The 19,067-nt window shown below is 38.1% G+C and carries 19 protein-coding genes; 18 read left to right on the forward strand and 1 reads right to left on the reverse strand.

The window, feature by feature from the left end; translation table 11 throughout:
• Positions 1-15 precede the first annotated feature (15 nt).
• The 17 genes from BMZ41_RS05745 (at position 16) to BMZ41_RS05825 (ending at position 17,209) form a co-directional block, all read left to right on the forward strand.
• Positions 16-1,242: a type II secretion system F family protein gene (locus BMZ41_RS05745; protein ID WP_090527582.1), complete on the forward strand. Its 1,227-nt coding sequence runs from the start codon at positions 16-18 to the stop codon at positions 1,240-1,242.
• A 21-nt stretch (positions 1,243-1,263) separates the two neighbouring features.
• The gene (locus BMZ41_RS05750; RefSeq protein ID WP_090167379.1) at positions 1,264-1,455 is read left to right on the forward strand and encodes a Flp1 family type IVb pilin; all 192 of its coding nucleotides are present in this window, start codon (positions 1,264-1,266) and stop codon (positions 1,453-1,455) included.
• A gap of 68 nt (positions 1,456-1,523) precedes the next feature.
• On the forward strand, positions 1,524-2,954 hold the full coding sequence (locus tag BMZ41_RS05755) for a DUF5702 domain-containing protein (RefSeq protein ID WP_143071324.1): 1,431 nt from the start codon (positions 1,524-1,526) through the stop codon (positions 2,952-2,954).
• Positions 2,955-3,064: 110 nt separating this feature from the next.
• Complete coding sequence (locus BMZ41_RS05760) at positions 3,065-3,919, forward strand: TadE/TadG family type IV pilus assembly protein (protein WP_090167383.1); 855 nt, start codon at positions 3,065-3,067, stop codon at positions 3,917-3,919.
• A gap of 7 nt (positions 3,920-3,926) precedes the next feature.
• Positions 3,927-4,373, forward strand: coding sequence for a prepilin peptidase (locus BMZ41_RS05765; RefSeq protein ID WP_090527588.1), 447 nt, complete (start codon positions 3,927-3,929; stop codon positions 4,371-4,373).
• Positions 4,364-4,576 carry a hypothetical protein gene (locus BMZ41_RS05770; RefSeq protein WP_090167387.1) on the forward strand — a complete coding sequence of 71 codons (213 nt, stop codon included), beginning with the start codon at positions 4,364-4,366 and terminating at the stop codon, positions 4,574-4,576. The genes BMZ41_RS05765 and BMZ41_RS05770 overlap by 10 nt, the downstream gene beginning before the upstream one ends.
• 21 nt (positions 4,577-4,597) lie before the next feature.
• Positions 4,598-5,707, forward strand: coding sequence for a DUF6382 domain-containing protein (locus tag BMZ41_RS05775; RefSeq protein WP_177184159.1), 1,110 nt, complete (start codon positions 4,598-4,600; stop codon positions 5,705-5,707).
• Positions 5,708-5,813: 106 nt separating this feature from the next.
• On the forward strand, positions 5,814-8,381 hold the full coding sequence (secA, locus tag BMZ41_RS05780) for a preprotein translocase subunit SecA (RefSeq protein ID WP_090527594.1): 2,568 nt from the start codon (positions 5,814-5,816) through the stop codon (positions 8,379-8,381).
• A 158-nt stretch (positions 8,382-8,539) separates the two neighbouring features.
• Complete coding sequence (locus BMZ41_RS05785; RefSeq protein ID WP_090167392.1) at positions 8,540-9,334, forward strand: class I SAM-dependent methyltransferase; 795 nt, start codon at positions 8,540-8,542, stop codon at positions 9,332-9,334.
• Positions 9,335-9,833: 499 nt separating this feature from the next.
• On the forward strand, positions 9,834-10,643 hold the full coding sequence (locus BMZ41_RS05790; protein ID WP_090167394.1) for a hypothetical protein: 810 nt from the start codon (positions 9,834-9,836) through the stop codon (positions 10,641-10,643).
• Positions 10,644-11,207: 564 nt separating this feature from the next.
• Positions 11,208-12,482 (forward strand): MFS transporter, encoded by a 1,275-nt coding sequence (locus tag BMZ41_RS05795; protein ID WP_090527596.1) that lies wholly within the window; start codon positions 11,208-11,210, stop codon positions 12,480-12,482.
• Positions 12,483-12,509: 27 nt separating this feature from the next.
• On the forward strand, positions 12,510-14,309 hold the full coding sequence (gene pepF, locus BMZ41_RS05800) for an oligoendopeptidase F (protein ID WP_090167398.1): 1,800 nt from the start codon (positions 12,510-12,512) through the stop codon (positions 14,307-14,309).
• Between the two features lie 4 nt (positions 14,310-14,313).
• On the forward strand, positions 14,314-14,826 hold the full coding sequence (locus BMZ41_RS05805; RefSeq protein WP_255405305.1) for a QueT transporter family protein: 513 nt from the start codon (positions 14,314-14,316) through the stop codon (positions 14,824-14,826).
• Between the two features lie 133 nt (positions 14,827-14,959).
• Positions 14,960-15,451, forward strand: coding sequence for an RNA polymerase sigma factor (locus BMZ41_RS05810; protein ID WP_090167400.1), 492 nt, complete (start codon positions 14,960-14,962; stop codon positions 15,449-15,451).
• Positions 15,444-15,740 (forward strand): zf-HC2 domain-containing protein, encoded by a 297-nt coding sequence (locus BMZ41_RS05815; protein WP_090167402.1) that lies wholly within the window; start codon positions 15,444-15,446, stop codon positions 15,738-15,740. Before BMZ41_RS05810 ends, BMZ41_RS05815 begins: the two co-directional genes overlap by 8 nt.
• A complete protein-coding gene (locus BMZ41_RS05820) occupies positions 15,740-16,057 on the forward strand; it encodes a zf-HC2 domain-containing protein (protein ID WP_090167405.1) in 318 nt (105 codons plus the stop codon). The genes BMZ41_RS05815 and BMZ41_RS05820 overlap by 1 nt, the downstream gene beginning before the upstream one ends.
• 12 nt (positions 16,058-16,069) lie before the next feature.
• Complete coding sequence (locus BMZ41_RS05825; protein ID WP_090167406.1) at positions 16,070-17,209, forward strand: hypothetical protein; 1,140 nt, start codon at positions 16,070-16,072, stop codon at positions 17,207-17,209.
• On the opposite strand, the gene BMZ41_RS05830 is transcribed toward BMZ41_RS05825, so the two are convergent.
• Entirely contained in the window at positions 17,206-18,063 is an 858-nt protein-coding gene (locus BMZ41_RS05830; RefSeq protein ID WP_090167408.1) for an AraC family transcriptional regulator, read from the reverse strand. The two genes, BMZ41_RS05825 and BMZ41_RS05830, sit on opposite strands and share 4 nt — an antisense overlap.
• Before the next feature lie 169 nt (positions 18,064-18,232).
• Here BMZ41_RS05830 and dapF point away from each other — a divergent pair, with 169 nt between their 5' ends.
• Positions 18,233-19,066 (forward strand): diaminopimelate epimerase, encoded by an 834-nt coding sequence (dapF, locus tag BMZ41_RS05835; RefSeq protein WP_090527599.1) that lies wholly within the window; start codon positions 18,233-18,235, stop codon positions 19,064-19,066.
• The last annotated feature ends 1 nt before the right edge of the window (position 19,067 follow it).

Consider the following 19,067-nt stretch of genomic DNA (forward strand, 5'->3'; position numbering starts at 1 on the left):
GGGAGGCGGGATGCTTTGCTAAAAAGTCATGATTTAACGAAGAAAAATTTAATGGAGATAGTCTTGGTCACAACTATATTGGGACTGGGAATACTTGTATATGACTTCGTAAATACGAATATTAATTTTAACGGAGTTATAAAAAGAAATGAAGCAGGCGCAGGGAGTATTTCAGAGAATTTAGAGTTGGAGTTTTCAGAACATAGGCAGGAATATGAAGTAGAGGTGTCTGAACAGAAGCTATCTGAAAAGGAGATAGAAAAGAACTTTGATAGGGCTATAAGAGAAATCGAGGACTCCTATCTTGGAGAAAATAGATCTGCCAATAATGTCACATACGATTTGATTCTTGAAACAGAATATGTGGATGGTTTGATTGAGGCCAGCTGGAAAACATCACCCTATGGAATTATTTCGAGGGATGGAAAGTTAAGAGCAGAAAACATTCCTGAAGACGGTGAAATAGTTGACCTGCAATGCACACTCTATTATGAGGATTGTGAGCGATACTATAGCTTTTCTGTAGTGGTCAATCGCAAGAGTATGGACACAGTTGAAGGAAAGCTTGAGGCGATTAATAGAAGAGTAAAAGAAATCGACGAAAGTACCCGAGAGAGTGAAATCTATAAGCTGCCAGGAGAAATAGCTGGAGAAAAGCTTGAGTGGAAGAAAAAGATGAATTATAGGGGATTACAGATAATTCTCCTAGGTTTGATTACGGTAGCTGGTTTGATTATTGGAAAAAAGCAGGATGAGAAGAAGGCTAAAGCACTGCGCATAGAGGAATTGGAAAGAGATTACCCTCAGATTGTCAGTCAGTTGTCGATTCTTATGGGTGCCGGAATGAGTTTTAGAAAAGCACTTGAGAGAATAACCAAAAAGTATATGCAGGACATTAATGACGGAGCGTCACAAAAAGCGGGTTACGAGGAAATCTTAAAAACATGTAGAAAAATAAGCGATGGCAAAGGTGAAATACAGGCTCTTGAGGAGCTTGGAAAAACCTGTGAGTGTAAAGAATATAGAAAGCTATCTATGTTGCTTGTTCAAAACCTGAGAAAAGGATCACGGGATTTGTTGGATACTCTGGAAAAAGAGGAAAAATATGCTTTTGAAATGAGAAAACAACGAGCTGTAAGAGCCGGTGAAGTAGCATCTACAAAGCTGTTACTACCTATGGCAGGAATGCTTTTTATAGTGATAGTTATCCTGGTTGTGCCAGCGATAATGCAAATTAATTAGTAAAACGAAAAGAGGAAGAAAATGAAGAATTTAATGATAAACGCAAAAAATAGAATACAGGAATTTTGGAAGGAAGAGGATGGAATCGGAACAGTGGAGATGATTCTGATTCTGGTGGTATTAATTGGTATCGTCCTTATCTTTAAAGACAATTTAAATGATTTAGTAGAGAGCCTGTTTAAGACAATTAATTCACAGGCGAAAAGAGTATAGTGGCTAAAGGCTCAGTGTCTGTGTTTTTCACGTTCATACTGGTTTCTGTTATGTGTCTGATTTTTACCATGAGTGAATGCATAAGACTTTATGAGATGCAAAGCTTTGCGCAGGAATACACAGATATAGCAGTTGAAAGTACATTTTCAGAATATAATGCCTATCTTTGGACAAATTATAAGATTTTGGCAGTGGATTTAGGCTATGGTTCTTCTTTGAAAGGTCCTGAGACTATGGAAGAAAAAACACTGGATTATTGTAAGTATAATGCAGATGTTTCTGATGGATTCAATTATGCAAGATTATTTGCAGAAAGCTGCACAGTAAATAAGTATGCGTTTCTTACTGATAAGAATGGTGAAGGAGTTATCGGTCTTGGTGTACAGGCTGCAAAGGATGGCATGGCTGGTCAAGTTGTAGATGGAATTCAAAATCATATTGATACCGTAAATGGTATTGAAAAAATACCAGTAGAAGAAAAGGTTAAAAGCGGAAAGAGTTCTTTAGACAATGCAAAAGCAGAGTTGGCAGAAAAGAGACGTGCAGCAGCAGAGGATGATAACCCGGACACGAACCCAGATGATTACCCAGAGCCCGAAGAAGTGGAAGACAATCCGCTAGAAGCCTTTGATATTTTGAAGGAATCATTTTCAAAGGGAGTTTTGGCTACAGTAACAAATGCGGAAAAACTATCTGACGTAAGTGTGAGTCTTGAAAAAATGCCTTCTCATCGACAGTTGTCTAAAGGGAATTTGGATTTTGAAGAAGGTGTGAGTTTAGTGGATAAGGCGCTGTTTCTTGATTATCTGATAACAAATTACAGCTATTTTGGTCATGATCTAGAGCACGATGGTTTGAATTACGAGGTTGAATATCTTCTTTCGGGTAAAGAGACTGACCCGCAGTGTTTGGCTTCTGTTGTGGAGCAGCTTCTTCTTGTGAGAGAAGGGGCAAACTTTATAACTATCCAAACAACTCGTGAGTTAAATACACAGGCGCTATCAATGGCCGAGGCATTGGCAGGTTTTACAGGAAATCCAGTTATTATTGAGGCTGTTTACAATGCAGTGATTGGTGCATGGGCATATGCAGAAGCTACACTTGATGTTCGACTGCTTTTGAATGGTGGAAAAATAGCACCTATAAAAAATCTTACTCAGTGGACAACAGACCTTTGGCATTTATCAAATGTTTGTAATATCAATTTTAAAGCCCGTGATTGTGGAGAAGGAACAGGATATAAGGAGTATCTTATAGGATTTCTCGCACTTAGGACCAACGAAAAACTGGCAACTAGAGCGCTGGATATAATGGAAAACGCGCTAAATTCAACTGATGATTACAAGGATGTAAAAGTAGACAATATGGTTTGGGCGGCAGATATAGAAATGACATATTCAGCCAAAGAAATGTTTTTGTCGTTATTTGAAAGAGAAAGTGAAAGTAAAGGCGAAATAGGTCAGTACTATTTTGCTAGAAACAAATTTATTTCCTACTAGGACATATAGGAAGGAGGTGTAAATAGGTGTCTCTATGTAACTATCAACCCTTCTTGGATAATGAACCCAATATTCAAGGTCAACCTATTTCCCATGAGAAAAATAGCGCTATGCACCAGCGCACAAAAAAAGAGATGCCTTTTTATGCCTCCTTTTATAAGGCGAGCTACACCATTGAGGCGGCGGTGATTTTACCGTTGTTTATTACATTGATGGTTTTTGGAATGTTTATTTTCAGAATGCTACAGGTTCAGTCAGGAGTGCAGCAGTCTATTGATGCAGCTAGCAGAAGGATGGCTGTGACTCTGGGAAATATGGCAAATAATGGCGAATCAGATAAGGATGTGGATGCATCCTCGGAGGAGCCAACTCTTACAGGTGAATTGTCAGAGGCAGGGTTGTTGATAGCAACCATATCTTTAGCGGGAGTTGAGATTGCGGAGCACAAAGTTCCCATTGAATATATTGATGGTGGAGTGGCTGGCTTTGATTTTTTAGAATCATCAGTAGAGGGAAATTATATAGATCTTAAGGTGAATTATGATATGACATTTCCTATAGGACTTTTGGGTAATTACACTTATGAGGTAACCCAGCGTGCAAGGTGTAGGAAATGGGTTGGATATGATAAAGCAGAGAATACTATCGATGCCCAGTATGTGTATATCACTGAAAAAGGAGAGGCTTATCACAGGAACTATATGTGCACATATTTAAATCCGAAAGTCAGGCGTTTACCAGCCGAGGATTTAGATTCTGCAAGAAATAAAAGTGGTGGAATTTATTATCAGTGTCATAAATGTAAAGGTACAAAAGCTGGTGGTTTTTTGTATGTAACAGAGTATGGAACTGCATGGCATACAGATGTTAATTGTAAAGAAATAAAACATAACATTAGAAAAGTCTTATACGAAGAAGTTAAGAATACAATGAGGCCTTGTAGTAAATGTACAGGTGAGCATTAGAGGAAAAATGATGGAAGCATTTGGATTAGTGTGTTTGTATACTCTTACGGCCTATGATGATTTAAGGGAAAGACAGGTAAGGGTAATTGAGATAATAATATTTGGAATAATAGGAATCCTTATAAATATGTTTTGTAAAAGTCACTCCCTATCAAGTGTTTTTGGTGGAGTCGCGATTGGATGTCTAGTGTTGATATTCAGTTATTTGTCAAAAGAAAAAATAGGTAAGGGTGATGCATTATTAATAATTATTACTGGCATATATCTAGGATTCAGGGGAACGCTAACACTTTTATGGATTAGCTCAATTCTCGCAGCTGTTGTAGGGACAATATTGGTTAAAAAGTATCAGGCAAAAAATGATATGGAGTTACCCTTTGTACCATTTTTATTGATGGGTTATCTACTGATCATTTCGCTGGAAAAACTTGGAGGTATAGCAGTATGTGGTTAAAGCTAAAAGGTAGTTATACCGTTGAAGCAGCGTATATTTTCAGTTTTTGTATTTTGATAGTAGGTATGGCAATCGGCATTGCTTTTGACTTATTTTATGAAGCCCTTGAATATGTCAGGTATGAGCCAGATGGTTTTGACGCTGTGAGCCTGTTTAGAACGAAGGAAGGAGTTGTTGGCGTGATTCATGCCATATTTGATTAGTGAATTATGGAAATTAATTATATGCGACAGCATGATAAAAGTTTCATGGTACTGGAAGTGGCAGAAGCTTCTTCTGGATATGAAGAAAGAATGATAGAGGAAAATAATATTTCAGCACTTCTGAAATTTTCAAAAGTAAAGGTGAATGGAGTGCAGCAGTATAACTATTGCATCAGCAGAATGGAAAATTTAGAGGATTTTCTTGAGGCTAGAGATCTCACCTTGGATGTATTTAGAAGACTGATTCTAAATATCAAGCTGGCTTATGAAGAAATTAGTAAATATCTAATAGAGGAAAGTCATATTTTTCTTAGCAAGGAGACAGTTTTTCTGGAAAAATCAAACGACAGTTTTAAGGTTAGCCTTTGTTACTATCCTTGTGATATAGGAGGTGTACAGCAGCAGTTTCGTGCACTTATGGAATACTTTTTAAAGCTTGTACCAAGTGATAATCGAGAGCTTGCAGAGTACATATACAATGCATATGACTTATGCTTGAAGAATGATTTCACCTTTGAAGAAATATTAGATAGCCTTCAGGAGAAAGAGCCTGAAAGTGAGATACATCTTGAAAGGATTGATCCATATGCTTTTGATGATAATCAAGAGGATGAATTTTTACAGGAAGAGTTTGTTACGCAGGGAGAAAATTTATCAGAATTATTTGATATAGATAATAGGGAGAAATCTAATAGATTTACAGGGCTTTTTGACTCTGTAAAAAGCTTTTTAAATACAAGAATTCAGTTCAAAGATGAATATGAAAGTGTTGGGGAGGATTTCATAATTGATCCTGATTATGAGCTGGAGGAGCGAACAGTTTTATTATCTGATGTAAAGCCTACTGGGAAGCTTGTATACGACGGGCAGAACCAGGAGGATGATTTTCTCGTGAATAAAGATGTATTTAGAATTGGCAGTGGTAAAAATAATGATGCGGTTTTACGTGAGCGAACTGTTAGCAGTAATCATGCCAAAATTATTAGGGAGGGGGATGATTTTTACCTATCAGATTTGAATTCCACTAATCAGACCTACCTGAATAATGAGCCATTAGTTTATAAAATCCCTAGAAAACTGAAGATAATGGATAAAATAAGCTTTGCAAATGTTAATTATATTTTTCAGTAAAGCGATGTTCATCAAATCATTGAGAAACTAGCCTTTTTCTGTTAAAATAGATGCAGTTTGTGGGATTTTATAACCTTAAATCCCTTAGGTTAGGAGATTAGATGTAATGAACATTATTGACAAGGTATTTGGAACACATTCGGAGCGAGAGCTTAAGAGAATTAAGCCTATCGTTGATAAGATAGAATCGTATAAGGATGCTATGGGGGCTCTTACAGATGAGGAGCTTCGTGGAAAGACAGTTGAATTTAAAGAGAGACTTGCAAAGGGAGAGACATTAGACGACATCCTTCCAGAGGCATACGCTACAGTTCGTGAGGCAGGTAAGCGTGCCCTTGGCATGGAGCACTTTAGAGTTCAGCTTATTGGTGGTATTATCCTCCATCAGGGTCGTATCGCAGAGATGCGTACTGGTGAAGGTAAGACTCTTGTATCTACACTTCCAGCATATTTGAATGCTTTGGAGGGCAAGGGTGTTCACATCGTTACTGTAAATGATTACTTGGCAAAGCGTGATGCTGAGTGGATGGGTGAGGTTCACCGTTTCCTTGGTCTTACAGTTGGTGTTGTTTTAAATGATATGACTAAGGAGGAGCGTCAGGCAGCTTACAATTGTGATATCACATACATCACAAACAACGAGCTTGGTTTCGATTACCTCCGTGACAATATGTGTGTATATGAGAAGGACTTGGTTCAGAGAGGACTTCATTACTGTATCATCGATGAGGTGGATTCAGTTCTTATCGATGAGGCACGTACACCTCTTATTATTTCTGGACAGTCAGGAAAGTCTACAAAGCTTTATGAGCTTTGCGACGTTTTGGCTCGTCAGCTTAAGCGTGGTGAGGATCTTCCAGAATTCTCTAAGATGGACGCTATCATGGGCGTTGAGAGAAACGAGACTGGAGATTTCATCGTAGACGAGAAGGATAAGGTAGTTAACCTTACAGCAGAGGGTGTTGCAAAGGTTGAGCAGTTCTTCCACATTGAAAACCTTGCAGATCCAGAGAATCTTGAGATTCAGCACAACATCATCCTTGCACTTCGTGCTCACAACCTTATGTTTAAGGATCAGGATTATGTTGTTTCAGATGGTCAGGTTATGATTGTTGATTCATTCACTGGCCGTATTATGCCAGGTCGTCGTTATTCTGATGGACTTCATCAGGCTATCGAGGCTAAGGAGCATGTTGAGGTTAAGCGCGAGTCTATGACTCTTGCAAGCATCACATTCCAGAACTTCTTCAACAAGTACGACAAGAAGGCTGGTATGACAGGTACAGCTCTTACAGAGGAGCAGGAGTTCCGTGATATCTACGGAATGGACGTTGTTGAGGTTCCTACAAACCGTCCTATCCAGCGTATCGATCATGATGATGCTGTCTATAAGACAAAGAACGAGAAGTACAAAGCAGTTGTAGAAGAGGTTAAGAAGGCTCATGAAAAGGGTCAGCCTGTTCTTGTTGGTACTATCGATATTGATATTTCAGAGCACGTTTCAAAGCTTCTTCGTAGAGAAGGAATCGAGCACAACGTACTAAATGCTAAGTTCCATGAGAAGGAAGCTGAAATCGTTGCTGAGGCTGGAAAGCACGGTGCCGTTACCATCGCTACTAACATGGCAGGTCGTGGTACTGATATTAAGCTTGATGAGGATGCTCGTGCAGCAGGTGGTCTTAAGATTATCGGTACAGAGCGTCATGAATCACGTCGTATTGACAATCAGCTCCGTGGACGTTCAGGTCGTCAGGGAGATGTTGGTGAGTCACAGTTCTTCATTTCACTTGAAGATGACCTTATGAGACTCTTTGGTTCAGAGAGACTTATCAGCATGTTCAACGCTCTTGGTGTTCCAGAGGGTGAGCAGATTAAGCATAAGATGCTTTCAGATGCTATCGAAAAAGCACAGAAGAAGATTGAGGAAAATAACTTCTCAGCTCGTAAGAACCTTCTTGATTATGATCAGGTTATGAATGAGCAGAGAGAGCTTATTTATGCACAGCGTCATAGAGTACTTATGGGCGAGGATATGCATGACCAGATTCTTGGTATGATTCGCGATAAGGTAGACGAGTGTATTGAAAAGACTATTCCAGATGATGTGGAGAAGGAACTTTGGGAGCTTCAGGAGCTTAATCACCTCCTTTGCCCAGTAATTCCAGTTCCTGTTATGACACAGCTTTCTATCCAGAACATCAAGAACAAGAAAGAGTTGAAGAACACTCTTACAGATATTGCTCTTAAGATGTATGATGCTAAGGAAAAGGAATTCGAGCAGCCAGAGCAGTTTAGAGAGGTTGAGCGAGTTATCTTACTCCGTGTTATCGACCGCAAGTGGATGGAGGAGATCGATGATATGGAGCAGCTTCGTCAGGGTATCCGTCTTCAGGCTTATGGTAACCGTAACCCAGTTGATGAGTACAAGGCAGCAAGCTACGATATGCTTGATGCAATGAATGCAGCTATCATCAATGATACACTTACAATGCTTTACAGAATCCGCATCGAGAAGAAGGTAGAGCGTGAGGAAGTAGCTAAGGTTACTGGAACAAACAAGGATGACACAGCAACACGTGCACCAAAGAAGCGCGAGGAGAAGAAAGTCTTCCCTAACGATCCATGTCCATGTGGAAGTGGTCTTAAGTACAAACAGTGCTGCGGTAGGCATTAATAAAATCAAAACTTGATTTTGATTTTTTAATGCTACGACGCAGCCCATCGCCGAAGGCGATATAAAATGGCTGCGTCTTCCCGTTAGCAAGCCAAAAACTAAATTACTAATTATTGGGACCTCATACAAAGTATGAGGTCCTTTTTTAAGGAGAGCCAATGACTAACTTAGAAGAATACTACAACAAATTCAACGAAGACAAACGCTTAAACAGTCGCCATGGAATCATGGAATATACTGTGACCATGAAATATGTCCACAAGTACTTAGATATACTTGCCGAGGAAACTGGCAAGTCTAAGTCTGAAATCCAGATTCTCGATATTGGTGCTGCCACAGGAGGTTATAGTATTCCTCTCTGGGAAGAAGGCTATGATGTTACAGCAGTAGAACTTGTAAAACACAACCTTGGTATGCTCAAGGCAAAGGGCACAGGTGTAAAAGCTTTTCAGGGAAATGCAGTGAAGCTTAAAAGATTTGAAGAAAACAGTTTTGACTTCACATTACTTTTTGGACCTATGTATCACCTCAAGACCCGCGAAGAGCAGCTGAAAGCTTTATCAGAAGCAAAAAGAGTTACCCGTCCAGGTGGATATATTTTAGTCGCATATGTCATGAATGAATACGCATTCCTTACATACGGAATTAAGGAAGGTCATGTCTTAGAAAACATTGCAGATGGAAAGCTTGATGAAACCTTTCATGTGCGCCCCGCTGAAGATGACCTTTACATGTTTATGAGAACAGAAGATATAGAGAGTCTTAATGCAGAAGCAGGCTTGGAGCGCATGCAGATTATCTCCCCAGATGGCCCAGCAAATCACATGCGCCGCGAAGTCAACGCCCTTACAGAAGAACAGTTCCAACAGTTCATTAATTACCAGATGTCAGTCTGTGAAAGAGCCGATCTTTTAGGGGCAAGTGCACACACGGTGGATATATTAAAAAAGTAAAGTAGGTTGCAAAAGGCAGTGCTATTTACGCATAACAAAATGGCACTGCTCATTTTGTTGGTCTATATGATGTTTGAGTAGTATATATAACTCGAAAGTAGTCCAAGTACTGCTCAGAAATTGTTTATTTAATCGTGCTTGGCAGTTTAAGAATATAAATAATTCATAAGCACTGCTGTTTTGGCAGTGCAATGTTGGGAATGTATAGAAAGTACTGCTTTTGAAGCAGTATTATAAAGGTGCTGTAGTAATTCTACTGCCTACATGGCAGTATGAGATAAGGATAGGTTAAAAAAGTACTGCTTGTTTGTAAATTAGAAAAAAAGGAATTGGCTCAAAATACTGTTTTGAGGGCAGTGCAGAAAGATGAGACTATGCATTACACTGCTATATTGGCAGTGAAAAAACTAGAAAGAATTATAGCACTGCTTTTTTAAGAGAAATTGAGAAGAAAAGTATAATGGAGGGGATAAATTAAGGTGACAAGAGAGGAGGAATAATGATACAGGATTCGAGGGCAATAATAGAGAATCTGTCATATATAAATGAGTTAGTAGAGAAATCCAACATAAACCTGAGAAAATATAAGGGATTGGAAAATATACATGTGCAATCATGTTATAGCAATGGACGTGAGCAGTTATATAAATATGATTCTGACACAGGGAAAAAGAAGTATATTAAAAGAGATGAGATATCTGGTTATGCAAATATAATACAGCGAGATTATGAAGCTGTTGTAAATAAAAAGCTTATTTCTATGCAAAAAATACTTTCCAGAGTTATCAAGGAGCTTCCAAAAACAGAACTTATAGAAATAATGTCTATTTATGATAAACAACCTGCGAGTAAAAGAAACCTGATTGTTCCAATGATTGAGAGTAATGAAGAATATATAGCAAGGTGGCTAGAGGAACATAGCGGAGGGAAGAATTCATATCCTATAGATAATGGAGTTTATACTGCGAAAGGTGAGTACGTAAGGTCAAAATCAGAAAAGATTCTTGCAGATTTGTTCGAAAAATATAGCATTCCATATTGCTATGAGCCAAGTTTTCGACTCAATAATGGAAATGTAGTATATCCAGATTTTGTTATATTAAATGTTAGGTTGCGAAAGACTATATATTGGGAACATTTGGGATTAATAGATAGAGAAGATTATGCAAATAGAAATTTCAAGAAGCTGGATGACTATGATATGAGCGGATTGGAATTGGGTGATAATCTCATAATAACAATGGAATCAGATGCTAGAGGATTTGATTCCAGAAGATTTGAAAGAAAAATAAAAAAGTATTGTTTATAAGTGGTGAAAAATTTGAATGCAATATTAAAATTGCAATCTTTAGGCAAGATATACAAAAACTAAACGCCGAAATTGTATAATTTATACACTAAGTCAGTAGAATTATCTGAAAATCGTGCTATCCTATAGGCAGATAAGAAAAGAGTTTATAGGAGGTTTTTATTATGAACATTTTCAAAGAGTTATTTGATAGCGAAAACGGAACAGTGATGACATTCATTGATTATTTAAAGAGCGGTTACATCGACTAAGTCGAGTAACCGTTTTTTATTACACTAAAGTAAAATCTACAATTATTTTATGTTGACGCATAAAAATCAGTATGCTATTATTTTACGCAGATTAAATAAAAAGAAAGGAGGACGCACTAATGAGCATTTTAAATTTTGGAAATGCAAAAAAATTGAACACTTGTTACTTTAAGATTGGTGCGCTCTCTTTGTGTGAATAGAAGCGTATAGCATTATCGTATTTACGAATCCAACCCCTTGAAGTAATTATTCTTCAAGGGGTTTTCTTTATGCTTTTTTACGCAAGGAGACGCTGGCTTACATAGGAGGACTTATGACGGACTGTACTATTACAAATCAAACGAATAATAAAAACACCTTATGGACCAGAGATTTTACAATCATTACCATAGGAAGTGTAGTTTCGATGTTGGGAAACTCAATGGTTGGATTTGCTATGAGTCTAATGGTGTTGGATTATACTAATTCACCTATGCTTTATGCTGTTTATATGGTGATGTTTACACTGCCTCAGTTGATTGCACCAATAATTTCAGGAGCTATATTGGATCGTTTTTCCAGAAAAAAGATGATTTACACCCTCGATTTTATAAGTGCAGGCGTGTATTTGATTATGGCGATATTGCTTATTTCTGGAATGTTCAATTTTCCACTTTTCGCAGTAATATGCTTTTTGTTAGGCGCCATACAAAGCACATACATGGTTGCTTATGATAGCTTTTATCCTTTATTAATTACAGAGGGAAATTATCAAAAGGCATATTCAATTTCATCTATGCTTGAAACTATGACTGTAGTAATGGTACCTGTTGCAACATTCATTTATAATTTGGTAGGAATTGGACCACTTATGGTTATGAATGCGGCCACATTCCTAATCGCGGCTATCTTCGAGACTCAGATAGGACACGAAGAGGAATATATAGAAAAGAGAAAAGCAGAAACACAGGAAGAGCTAAGTGGTGGTAAACGAATGCTTTTAGATATAAAAGAAGGCATGGAATATTTAAAGGGCGAACCTGGGCTGCTGGCCATTGCGGTATATTTTCTTTTTAATATGATGGCATGTGGTGCACAGGATGTTTTACTATTACCATTTTATAAAGGCAATTTTTCAAATGGCGAGTACATATATGTTATAGTATTTGGTGCAGCCTTTGTGGGAAGAGCATTAGGTGGAGGAATACACTACAAAGTGAAAATCCCTGTAAAATATAAATTCGCATTTGCGATGTTCATATATGTATTTATAGGTATATTCGAAGGTTCATACCCTTTCATGCCGATAAAGATAGCCATGGTTATGTCATTTATGGCAGGATTGGCAGGCGTGACAAGTTATACAATTAGAATATCTTCTACTCAGAATTATGTTCCAGATGAGAAGAAGGGAAGATTCAACGGAGTATTCTTTATTCTTATGACAGGTGGAATGCTGGTTGGTGAGATGATAGCAGGAGCTATAGCAGAGATTGTTGACGCAAGAATAGTTATTTTAGTATTTAACCTGATAGCAGTTGCAGCAGCGATTATTATCATAGGCGGAAACAGAAAAGCGGTAGCAGAAATTTACAATACAGACAACTAAAATATATAGAGAATAAGGAGAAGAAAAATGGCAGAGACATTAAAGAAAAGAAGCGAAGTTCCAGTTGAATTAACATGGGATACATCAAGGCTATTTAAGTCATCAGAGGAGCTTATGTCAGGGCTTGAGGATTTCAAGAAACTCACAGCTGACATGGTATCAAATTACAAAGGTAAGCTTACAGATGCAAAGGCAATCAATGAATGTCTGGATAAGCTCAATCAGTGGAATGTTATGGCAGACCACTTATATAACTATGTAGAGTTAAATGTATCTGTAGACTACACAAACGCAGAAGCTCAGAAGGAGCAGGCAATTGTTATGAGCGAGTTTTCAAAGGCTCTTAGCACAGTATCTTTTGTAGATAGTGAGCTGGCAGAGGCTCCAAAGGAGTTAATTGAGGAGGCTATCAAAACAGCCACAGTTGGAAAGCATTATTTAGAGGATGTTGAGCGTCAGCGTCCACATCGTCTTACACCTGAAACAGAGGCAGCACTTGCTGCACTTCGTGAGACAGTGCAGGCTCCATACACAATCTACGAGACAAGCAAGCTTGCAGACATCCAGTTCCCTGATTTTGAGGTGAATGGTGAAAAGCATCCACTTGGATATTCATTATTCGAGGATAACTACGAGTATGAAAGAAATACAGAGGTTCGTAGAGCAGCCTTCGATGCATTCTCAAAGAAGATTCGCGAGTACATGTACACAACTGCAACAGTATACGGCAGCCATGTTCGTACAGAGAAGACTATTTCTGAATTACGTAGATACGATAGTGTTTTAGATTATCTTCTTTTTGAGCAGAAGGTAACACGAGAAATGTATGACCGTCAGATTGACCTTATCATGGAGAAGCTTGCACCTCACATGAGAAAATATGCAAGACTTTTAAAAGAGGCTAATGGTCTTGATAAGATGACATATGCTGATTTAAAGATTGCTTTAGATCCTGATTATGACCCACAGGTTACTATCGAGAAGTCAAAGGAATACATCATAGATGGTCTTTCAATCATGGGTCCTGAGTATAAGGAAATGCTTGAGACAGCATATAAGGAGAGATGGGTTGACTTTGCCCAGAACATCGGTAAATCAACAGGTGGTTTCTGCGCAAGCCCATATCAAAAGGGTTCATACATCCTTCTTTCTTGGAACGACAGAATGAGTGATGTATTCACACTTGCTCATGAGCTTGGTCATGCAGGACATTTTGCAGCCTGCGGCAAGGCCCAGAGTGCACTTGATGTAGAGGTTTCAAACTATGTTGTTGAGGCGCCTTCTACTATCAATGAGCTCCTTATGGCAGAGTACCTTAAGGAAAAGAGTGGCGATGACAAGCGCTTCCGCAGATGGGTTCTTTCAGCTCAGATTTCAAATACTTACTATCACAACTTTGTTACTCATCTTCTTGAGGCTGCTTATCAGCGTGAGGTTTATAAGCTGGTTGATAAGGGTGAAGCAGTGCCAGCTGAGACATTAAATGAAATCTATAAAAACGTCCTTAAAAAGTTCTGGGGCGACGAAGTAGAGCTCACTGAGGGCTGTGAGCTTACATGGATGAGACAGCCACATTATTATATGGGCTTGTATTCTTACAGCTATAGTGCTAGTCTTACTATCGCGACACAGGTTATGAAGAGAATCCGCAAGGAGGGTCAGCCTGCAGTCGAAGATTGGAAGAAGACACTTGCAGCAGGAGGCACAGTTACACCAGTAGAGTTTGCAAAGATGGCTGGTGTTGACGTGACAACAGATGCAGCGCTTCTTGATACAATCGATTACATCGGAAGTATTATCGATGAAATTGAACAGATAGGAGTATAAGAAATTGAATAGTAACGAGAACAAAAGTAGAAATAAGATTTTGTTAATTACACAGGGTGCTATGATTGCAGCACTTTATGTGGTACTTACATGGGTTGCAAACGTACTTGGTCTTGCAAATGGTGCCATTCAGGTTAGATTTTCAGAGGCACTTTGCATTTTGCCTATCTTCACACCAGCAGCAATCCCAGGATTGTTTGTAGGATGTCTTATTTCAAATATTATAAATGGTTGTGTAATTTGGGATATTATTTTCGGAAGCTTGGCAACACTTATCGGAGCTTTTGGAACATATTTCCTTAGAAAGACAAAGTTTATTTTTACATTGCCACCAGTAATAGCGAACATGGCTATTGTACCATTTGTTCTTCGTTATGCTTATATGGTTGAGGATGCATACTGGTTCCTCGTAGTTACAGTTGGTATTGGCGAAGTTATCAGCGTGTGTATACTTGGTTTTATCCTAAAAAAAGCATTGGACAAAAATAAGAAAGCAATTTTTGAACAGGAAAAATAGAGATTACCAGGATGTGAAATTTGAGGTCAGAAATGGCCTCAAATTTTTTTTGCAAAAAAATGTAACGAATACAGAAAAAAGGGGACTAATATAGTAGAATCGAAAAAGTGAGTAAGAAAGGAGGAGCCACAGCTTGAATATAAAGAAAATATGTGAAGATTATTATCCGCTCGTGTTAGGCTACCTTCTTACACTGACAAATGGTAACAAAGATTTAGCCGAGGATTTGACTCAGGATACCTTTTATAGAGCAATCAAAAATATAGAAAGTTTTCGAGGTGACTGCAAGGTTTCCACCTGGCTTTGTCAGATTGCAAAGTACACATTTTGGCAGTATCTAGATAAATCAAATAAATATAAGCAGGTTCCGCTTGACGAGGTTATGAATATTTCAGCAGGTGAACTGGTGGAAGAAATGTACATCAGGGAAGAGACCAACAGAGCCATGTATGAAAGTATTGAAAAGCTTGATAGCCAGACAAAGGATGTAATGTTATTTAGATTGACCGGTGAGATGTCATTCAAAGAAATAGGAGAGCTTTTGGATAAAACAGAAAACTGGGCTCGTGTTACTTTTTATCGAGGAAAGGCAAAACTAGGAAAGGAGATGAATAGCTATGAGTAAATTTGAATGTGAATTAGTTAATGATCTTCTTCCAAGTTATATTGAAAAGAAAACATCAAGCCAGACCAATCAATTTATAGAAGAGCATTTTAGAAGCTGTGATGAATGCAGAGAGCTGTACGAGGCAATGATTGAAGAGGTGAGTATTAAAAATCAGCCTATGCCTTACAAGAAAAAATTCAGAATTAACAGCATAGGAAAAATGATATTAATAGTTTTAGGATATTTAGCTGTTGTGATAATTGGATTAGTAGTGTTCACTTACATTATGACAAACGGGGTAATTTGATGGAAAAGAATAATATACCATGCAAAATAATAGAGGATTTGCTGCCTTCATATATGGATGAAATATTGTCTGAAGATGTTAATGAGGCGGTGCAGATTCATTTGGAAAGCTGTGAATCTTGTAGAAAAAGGCTTAGTGAATTGAAACTAGAGAATGTTGAAGAAAAAGCCCAGATAGAGAAAAATGAAGCTGCTTTTGTAAAGGGAATAAAGAGATATAAACATTATGTAATTGGTATGGCCATAGGTGCAGGAATTCCAATAATGGCTTTTTTGCTGTTTATCCTGTGGGTATTTGTTATATCAATGAGCAGTTAAAAGGAGAATGAAATGTTACAGAAGAAAGGTACAAAAATTGCAATAGGTATTATAGGTGGATTAGTTATTGGCATTATCACAGTACTAGCTGTTATCTTTATATTTATCTTATTGTTCTTTTTTGGAGGTCCACCAAAGGTAACTAAGGACGTTGAAAAATATGAGCAGACAATGGAAGAGAATCTAACTCGTGAATATGGAAAGGCCAGGACAGAATTCATAACATTTCCTAAAGAAATTCCTACCAGTGCATTTGAGCAGGATACTAAGCCAGAATTTTATAATTCTTTTCAGGACACATGGGATGATCCTACCTATGAAGTGTATTTAAAATGTCAGTATAGTGATGAGGACTATGAAAGCGAAATAACTAGGCTTAACACATTGAAAAGGACATACACTCAGTATGATGATAGGAATAAGACACTTAAAAAGGAAAATACAGACAGATTTAACTATCCTCCCTATATAGCAATTGATCATAATGACTATTCTTATGAGTATGCGCTGGATTTAGGTGATGACAGTATTGCTTATATTTATGTTGCTTATAAGAGTTCTGTGAAAAGTCTAAAAAAGATTCCTAAGGAGTATTTACCTACAGATTACGAGGAAAGCTTGACACTAGAAAATGGTAGCTATTTTAATACAACATATGAAAACAGCACTGCTTATAACATATATGAAGTGCCATTGCATAAAGGAAATAGCGCTGTTCATGGATTGAGCGCATACAATTTAGTGGAATTGCAAAATGCGTGTGATGGTATTTCTGGACTAGCGATTTTCCCAAATGATATAAGTAATCTAAAAGATGGTTCATTTGTATATAGAAGTGATGACGAAAAAGTACTTGTAGTTTTAGAAGCAGTATACTCTGAGGGCGATTATAAGACAGAAGAAGACAGATTAAAAGATGAGGAGTATATGTGTGCTACATATGATGACTCAAGCTATAATTATCCTGCCTATGTTTTACGTGCAGGGGCAATAACGGGTCTTCCGGAAGATATTATGGATGAAAATGATAAAGCAGATATTCATGAATATGCCCTAATGGATAAGCCTAATAATAAAATAATATATGTTCTAATAGCATATCCTAAAGAGCAGAATTTGAGCCTGTACGAAGACTATATAGCGATAAATTAAAATGACAGCGAGGCCTGTGACTCAGCCTTTTTACGAGGGCTGGTGCCATAGGTCTTTTTGTATGCCCTAAGGAAGGTGGAGTATGTTCCAAAGCCAGCCTGTTCACTGGCATCGACGATAGAGGTGCCGGCATCAATTAGAGCCTGGGCAGCGGAAAGACGCTTCATGGTTATGTAGTTTCCAATCGTGTAGCCAGTCTCATCCTTGAAGGTGTGCATAAGATAGTAGCGGGAAAGATAAAACTGGGTGGCGATAGTTTCGACAGACAAATCACCCGTAAGATTTTCATTGATATATTGAATAATTGAATTAATCTTTGTACCAGAGTAACTTGTGGAGATATATTCTACCTCGTCGCTGATGGCTGCACGATTTAGTTGAACCATAAACTCTAAGAAAAGAACTTGCATGAAAAACTCATTAGCATAAGCATCCTTACCAAGATTATTAATCAAAGCATTTACAGCAGAAGCTACAGGTGAATTTTTAAAAGATCTCAAACGCAAAACATGAGAGTTATTTTCCATTGCATTTCTAAAGCAATAAGACAAATCATTTTCCTCTTTACTATATTCATCCAAAAATTCCTTAGATATATAGATGATGATTCGCTCATAGGTGGAGTTGTCATGAAAAATAGGACGGTGAACTTCGCCTGCGTTTACAAAGACTATATCGTTAACCTGCAAATCGAAATTCTGACCTTCTATGGAATAGGAAGTATTTCCAGATAAATGAATTAAAACCTTATGGAAATCATGATAATGGAAATCTATTTCACCTAGGTTCGAATCTGACAAATGAAAAATTTTAAAGTTGGAATATAGGTAACCTTTTTTGCTATATTCGGTCATAGTGTTCACCTTTCCATAACAAGTTCATAGTATTATCCTAGCTTGAGTATAAATCTCAAGAGCACTATTTGCAATATTTTAAACACTAACTGACATTATCTCATTAGAAAGTGCGGTGTATACTCAAATTATAGTAAAAGAACTATCGACTGGATTCGAAAGGACAGATATGAAATTTACAAAAATGCACGGCTGCGGTAATGACTACGTATATGTAAATCTCTTTGAAGAGAAGGTTGAAAACCCAGCAGAAGTTTCTATTAAAGTTAGTGACAGACATTTCGGAATTGGTTCAGATGGACTTATCACGATTGGACCTTCTGATATAGCAGATTTCAGAATGAGAATATACAACGCAGACGGCTCAGAGGCTGAGATGTGCGGAAACGGCATCCGCTGCGTAGCAAAATATGTTTACGACCACAAGCTTACAGACAAGACTGAGATTTCAGTGGAGTCAGGCGCTGGCATCAAATATCTCACATTATATGTAGAGAATGGTAAGGTGCAGCAGGTTCGTGTAGATATGGGCGAACCAATTCTTGAACCATCACAGATTCCAGTAGTCTACGATGGAGATAAGGTTATCGATGCTCCAATCGAGGTTGGTGGAAAGACATGGAATATGACCTGCGTTTCTATGGGAAACCCACATGCAGTTGTGTTTGTAGATGATACAGAGCATTTCGAACTTGAAAAGTATGGCCCACAGTTTGAGAATCACGAGAGATTCCCTAAGCGTACAAACACAGAGTTTGTTCAGGTACTTTCTAGAACTGAAGCAAATATGCGAGTGTGGGAGCGAGGCAGTGCCGAGACCTGGGCATGCGGCACAGGTACTTGCGCCACTGTTATGGCTTGTATCTTAAATGGAAAGACTGAGGACAAGGTCCTTGTGCATCTTAGAGGTGGAGATTTAACTATCGAATACGACCGCGCGACAAATCACGTATTCATGACAGGACCAGCAACTGAGGTATTTAACGGAGAAATCGAGGTTTAAA

The sequence above is a fragment of the Pseudobutyrivibrio sp. UC1225 genome (assembly GCF_900115215.1).
In the GTDB taxonomy this organism is placed as follows: domain Bacteria; phylum Bacillota; class Clostridia; order Lachnospirales; family Lachnospiraceae; genus Pseudobutyrivibrio.

Coding starts and splice junctions, on each gene's coding strand:
- dapF (WP_090527599.1), top strand. CDS start 18,233: ATGAAATTTACAAAAATGCACGGCTGCGGTAATGACTACGTATATGTA.
- BMZ41_RS05820 (WP_090167405.1), top strand. CDS start 15,740: ATGGAAAAGAATAATATACCATGCAAAATAATAGAGGATTTGCTGCCT.
- BMZ41_RS05815 (WP_090167402.1), top strand. CDS start 15,444: ATGAGTAAATTTGAATGTGAATTAGTTAATGATCTTCTTCCAAGTTAT.
- BMZ41_RS05750 (WP_090167379.1), top strand. CDS start 1,264: ATGAAGAATTTAATGATAAACGCAAAAAATAGAATACAGGAATTTTGG.
- secA (WP_090527594.1), top strand. CDS start 5,814: ATGAACATTATTGACAAGGTATTTGGAACACATTCGGAGCGAGAGCTT.
- BMZ41_RS05790 (WP_090167394.1), top strand. CDS start 9,834: ATGATACAGGATTCGAGGGCAATAATAGAGAATCTGTCATATATAAAT.
- BMZ41_RS05760 (WP_090167383.1), top strand. CDS start 3,065: ATGCACCAGCGCACAAAAAAAGAGATGCCTTTTTATGCCTCCTTTTAT.
- BMZ41_RS05755 (WP_143071324.1), top strand. CDS start 1,524: ATGAGTGAATGCATAAGACTTTATGAGATGCAAAGCTTTGCGCAGGAA.
- BMZ41_RS05825 (WP_090167406.1), top strand. CDS start 16,070: ATGTTACAGAAGAAAGGTACAAAAATTGCAATAGGTATTATAGGTGGA.
- BMZ41_RS05795 (WP_090527596.1), top strand. CDS start 11,208: ATGACGGACTGTACTATTACAAATCAAACGAATAATAAAAACACCTTA.
- BMZ41_RS05785 (WP_090167392.1), top strand. CDS start 8,540: ATGACTAACTTAGAAGAATACTACAACAAATTCAACGAAGACAAACGC.
- pepF (WP_090167398.1), top strand. CDS start 12,510: ATGGCAGAGACATTAAAGAAAAGAAGCGAAGTTCCAGTTGAATTAACA.
- BMZ41_RS05830 (WP_090167408.1), bottom strand. CDS start 18,063: ATGACCGAATATAGCAAAAAAGGTTACCTATATTCCAACTTTAAAATT.
- BMZ41_RS05770 (WP_090167387.1), top strand. CDS start 4,364: ATGTGGTTAAAGCTAAAAGGTAGTTATACCGTTGAAGCAGCGTATATT.
- BMZ41_RS05775 (WP_177184159.1), top strand. CDS start 4,598: ATGCGACAGCATGATAAAAGTTTCATGGTACTGGAAGTGGCAGAAGCT.
- BMZ41_RS05765 (WP_090527588.1), top strand. CDS start 3,927: ATGATGGAAGCATTTGGATTAGTGTGTTTGTATACTCTTACGGCCTAT.